This window comes from Terriglobales bacterium, from assembly GCA_035624475.1.
Classification (GTDB): domain Bacteria; phylum Acidobacteriota; class Terriglobia; order Terriglobales; family Acidobacteriaceae; genus DASPRL01.
This window is the reverse complement of the sequence record DASPRL010000420.1, coordinates 1-4601: the sequence shown is the minus strand read 5'-3', so window position 1 is coordinate 4601 and position 4601 is coordinate 1. Positions and strand designations below refer to the sequence as shown.

The window sequence follows — 4601 nt, the reverse complement described above, 5'->3', positions numbered from 1 at the left end:
CTCGGTGGGCGCGGCCGCGTCGTCAGCCAGCGAGACCGAGACCCCGCGGGCGCGCGCCGCCTGCACGGGAGAAACCGCGGCCCGCGCCACCACCTCGGCGATGTCGTCGCGCCGCACCTTCATCTTCATGGCCCCCACCTCGACCTCGAAGCTGTGCTCGTCCACCTTGCGCTGGATGACGCCGTTGCGCCCCAGCGACTTCAGGCGCACGGTGTCGCCCTCGGAGACGCGCGCGATCTCGCCGGGGCGGGCGTGCTGGTCGCCACGGTCGGCGCCGGTGGCGTGTGCCACCACGGTCTGGTCGAACTGCTCCTTGAACTCGCGGCGCAGCTTGGCGATGCGGCGCTCGGCGTCCTTCGAGAGCTTCTGCTGGGCAGCGCGCTCCTGGACGGCGTTCACCGCTTCGCGGGCGTGGTATTCGAAGTCGCGCAGCACCGCTTCCAGCTTCTTCTCCATCTCGCGCACGCGGGCGCGCTGCTCCTTCATGCCCTCGGCGGCCAGGCGCGCCTGCTCGCGCGCCACTTCCTTCTCGCGCTGCTGGAGCGCGGCGCGCTCCTGCTCGGCCTGGCGCAATTCGGCGTGCAGCTTGTCGAGGAACGCTGCGACGTCGCGCGCCTGCGTGCCCAGTTGCGCGCGCGCCGCGGCCACGATCTCCGCATTCAGTCCCAGGCGCTGCGCGATGTTGATGCCGGCGGAGGCCCCGGGCACGCCCAGGCGCAGCTCGTAGGTCGGCTGCAGGGTCTGCTCGTTGAAGCCCACGGCGGCGTTGAGCACGCCGGGATTGTTGGCGGCATAGACCTTGAGCGACGACTGGTGGGTGGCGATCAGGGTGAGCGCGCCGGAGCGGCGGAAGAAGTCGGCGATGGCCACGGCCAGCGCCGCGCCTTCCTCGGGATCGGTGGCCGAGCCCAATTCGTCGAGCAGGACCAACGAGCGCGGGGTGGCGGTGCGCGCGATGAAGTCGATGTTGGTGACGTGGGCAGAGAAGGTGGAGAGGTTCTGCTCGATGGACTGGTAGTCGCCGATGTCGGCGAGCACGGCGTCGAAGATGGGCAGCGTGGCGCGCTCCGCGGGCACGGGCAGGCCCGCCTGCGCCATCAGCGCCAGCAGCCCCACGGTCTTCAGCGCCACCGTCTTGCCGCCGGTGTTGGGGCCGCTGATGATGAGCTGGCGTTGCGCGGCCTCCATCTCCAGCGAGGTGGGAACCACCGCGCCGCCGCGCGCCTTGAGCGTGCGTTGCAGCACGGGATGGCGGGCGCGGTGGAGGAAGAGGCCGCCGGAGTCGAACTCTGGCGCGGTGCAGTCGTAGTCTTCGGCAAAGCGCGCCTTGGCGAACTGCAGTTCCAGCTCGGCCAGGACGTCGGTGGCGGCGCGCAGGGCGGCGGCGCGCTCGCCCAGGCGGCGCGTCATGTCGAGCAGGATGCGGTGGACCTCGGCCAGCTCTTCGTCGAGCAGGCGCACCAGTTCGTTGTTCTGCTCGATGGTCTCCATGGGCTCGATGAAGACGGTCTGGCCGCTGGAGGAGGCGCCGTGCACCACCCCGCCCACCTTGCGCTTCTGCTCCACCTTCACCGGGATGACGAAGCGCTCGCCGCGGATGGTGATGAGTTCGTCCTGCACCGCCCCGCCCTCGGCCAGGCGGCGCAGGTAGGCGCGCAGTGACTCCTGGATGAGGCGCTTCTGGCGCTCGATCTCGCGGCGCATGCGCGCCAGCTCGGGCGAGGCGCGGTCGTCCAAGGTGCCGTCGGGCAGGATCTTGCCGCGGAAGAACTTGAGCAGTTCGCCGAAGTCTTCCACCCCGGCTGAGAGCGCGGCCACCGCCGGCCAGCCCTGGTGCATGGCGGCGGGAGGCTCGAGGGCGATCACGCGCCACTCGGCGGCGCGGTCGGCCACCAGCAGGATGTCGCGGATCTCCACCGTCTCGAGCGCGGCGCCCTCGATGCGGGTCTTATCGAGCAGCGTGGCGGGGTCCTGCAGCGCGGAGAAATCGAAGTGGCCGCCGGCGCGCAGGAAGGCGCGCACCTCGGCGGCGAGCTGCTGCTGCTGCTCGATCCAGGCGCGGTCGGTCGAAGGCGCGAGCGCCGCGATCCTGCCCTGCCCCAGGGGCGAGGCGGCGTAGGCGCGCAGCATCTCGCGCAGCGACTCGAATTCCAACGCCGGGGCGCTGGTGTGGGTGAGGGTGGCGGGCATGCGCGTTCATGGTACACCGCCGAGGGCCGCAGAATCCGCGGCTCCCCCGTCTCCCGGCGCGGGTGTAGAATCGTGCTGCTATGGCCTTCCCGACTACGCGTTTACGCCGCCTGCGCCGCACCGACAGCCTGCGCTCCCTGGTCCGCGAGACCCGCCTCACCCCCGACGGCCTGATCTATCCCCTGTTCGTCTGCCCGGGGGAGGGAGTGCGCAAAGAGATCCGCTCCATGCCCGGCAACTACAACCTGAGCGTGGACGAAGCGGTGAAGGAAGCGCGCGAGGTGAAGTCGCTGGGGCTGCCCGGCATCATCCTTTTCGGCCTGCCGGAGAAGAAGGACGAGGTCGCGACCGGGGCGTGGGCCGACGACGGCATCGTGCAGCAGGCCACGCGCGCCATCCGGCGCGAGGTGCCGGGGCTGCTGATCCTGGCTGACGTCTGCCTGTGCGAGTACATGAGCCACGGGCACTGCGGGATCGTGAAGGCTCCGGAGCGGCCGCAGCCACGCTCGCTGGGAGCGCGCGCCGCCACCAAGGTGGTGGCGGTGAAGAACAAGGCCGAGGCCAAGGAGAAGATGAGCAAGATGGCGGCGGCGACCGCCGCCGATTACGAGATCGTGAACGACGCCTCGCTCGAGATCCTGGCCCGGACGGCGGTCTCGCAGGTGCGCGCCGGAGCCGACATCGTCGCCCCCTCCGACATGATGGACGGGCGGGTGGCTGCCATCCGCGCGGCGCTCGACGAGAACGGCTACCAGAACACGCCCATCCTCTCCTACGCCGCCAAGTTCGCCTCCGGCTTCTACGGGCCCTTCCGCGAGGCGGCGGACTCGGCACCGCAGTTCGGCGATCGCCGCTCCTACCAGATGGACGGCGCCAACCTGCGCGAGGCCATGCGCGAGATCGCGCTCGACCTGGAAGAAGGCGCGGACATGGTGATGGTGAAGCCGGCGCTGCCGTATTTGGACGTGATCGCGGAGGCGCGGCGGCGCTTCGACGTGCCTCTGGCCGCCTACCAGGTCTCGGGCGAGTTCGCCATGATCGAGGCGGCGGCGCGCAACGGCTGGATCGATCGCGAGCGCATCATCCTGGAGTCGCTGCAGTCCATCCGCCGCGCCGGCGCCAGCATCATCCTCACGTACTTCGCCAAGGACGCGGCGAAGCTGCTGGGCTGATTCCCTTTCGATGGCGTCATCCTGAGGCGCTTCAGCGCCGAAGGATCCGGCGGGCAGCACCCCGGACACTCCACGCGAGATCCTCCGCGGCTCAAGCCGCTCAGGATGACGCCTCTCAGGGACCGCCGCATGGGCTGAGGCTTCGCATCCCGCCTTCTATACACTAGAATCAATCGTTTCCCGTCCTCGATCATCTACTGACAAGGGAGCACGACTGTGCCTGAGATCATCTACGACGTCGCCATCGTGGGCAGCGGCCCGGCGGGCTACACCGCCGCCATCCGCGCCGGGCAGTGGGGGCTGAAGACCGCGCTCATCGAGAAGAACGACCTGCTGGGCGGCACCTGCCTGCACGTGGGCTGCATCCCCACCAAGGCCCTGCTGTTCAACGCGGAGGTCTTCGAGCACTTCAAGGCCGCCAAGGAGTACGGAGTGGAAGGCGTGAGCGCCCCCAAGCTGAACTGGACGACGGTGCAGCAGCGCAAGGACAAGGTGGTCACCAAGCACGCCAAGGGCCTGGAGTTCCTGATGCGCAAGAACAAGGTCACCACCATCCAGGGCTACGGCAAGCTGACCGGGCCGGCCAAGGACGGCGTGTTCTCGGTGGAGGTGTTCACCGCGGGGGGCGGCGGCGCGGGCGGCGAGACCACCTTCGTCAAGGCCAAGAACGTGATCCTGGCCACGGGCTCGGAGGCGAGGATGCTGCCGGGCCTCGAGCCGGATTCGCGCGTGCTCACCAACATCGAGATCCTCAGCCTGAGTGCGCTGCCCAAGTCGCTGATCGTGGTGGGCGCGGGCGCGGTGGGGGTGGAGTTCGCCTCCATCTACCGCAGCTTCGACACCGAGGTCACCCTGCTGGAGATGCTGCCGCGGCTGGTGCCGCTGGAGGACGAGGAGGTCTCCAAGGAATTGGCGCGCTGCTTCCGCAAGCGCGGCATCAATTACCAGGTCAACTGCAAGGTGGACAAGGTGGAGAAGACCAAGACGGGCGTGGCCGTCTCCATCACCGTGGAGGGCAAGCCGCAGAAGCTGGAGGCGGAAAAGATCCTGATCGCGGTGGGACGCAAGCCCAACACCGAGAACGTCGGGCTGGAGAAGGTGCCCGCCATCAAGAGCGAGCGCGGCTACATCCACGTGAACGAATGGATGCAGACAGGTGAACCCGGCGTCTACGCGGTGGGTGACATCGTGGTGGGGCTGCCGCAACTGGCGCACGCCGGGGCCATGGAGGGCATCGTG

The 4601-nt window shown here is 69.2% G+C and carries 3 protein-coding genes; 2 read left to right on the top strand and 1 reads right to left on the bottom strand.

From position 1 onward, the window contains the following. Positions 1-2190, bottom strand: a 2190-nt coding sequence (locus tag VEG08_16055) for a MutS2/Smr-associated SH3 domain-containing protein (GenBank protein HXZ29509.1), incomplete at its 3' end; no start/stop codon positions are given. An 80-nt stretch (positions 2191-2270) separates the two neighbouring features. Between VEG08_16055 and hemB the strand changes: the two genes are divergently transcribed. Both hemB and VEG08_16045 read left to right on the top strand, forming a co-directional pair. Continuing rightward, positions 2271-3362, top strand: coding sequence for a porphobilinogen synthase (hemB, locus tag VEG08_16050; GenBank protein HXZ29508.1), 1092 nt, complete (start codon positions 2271-2273; stop codon positions 3360-3362). Between the two features lie 216 nt (positions 3363-3578). Next, a partial coding sequence (locus tag VEG08_16045; GenBank protein HXZ29507.1) for an FAD-dependent oxidoreductase occupies positions 3579-4601 on the top strand: 1023 nt, incomplete at its 3' end.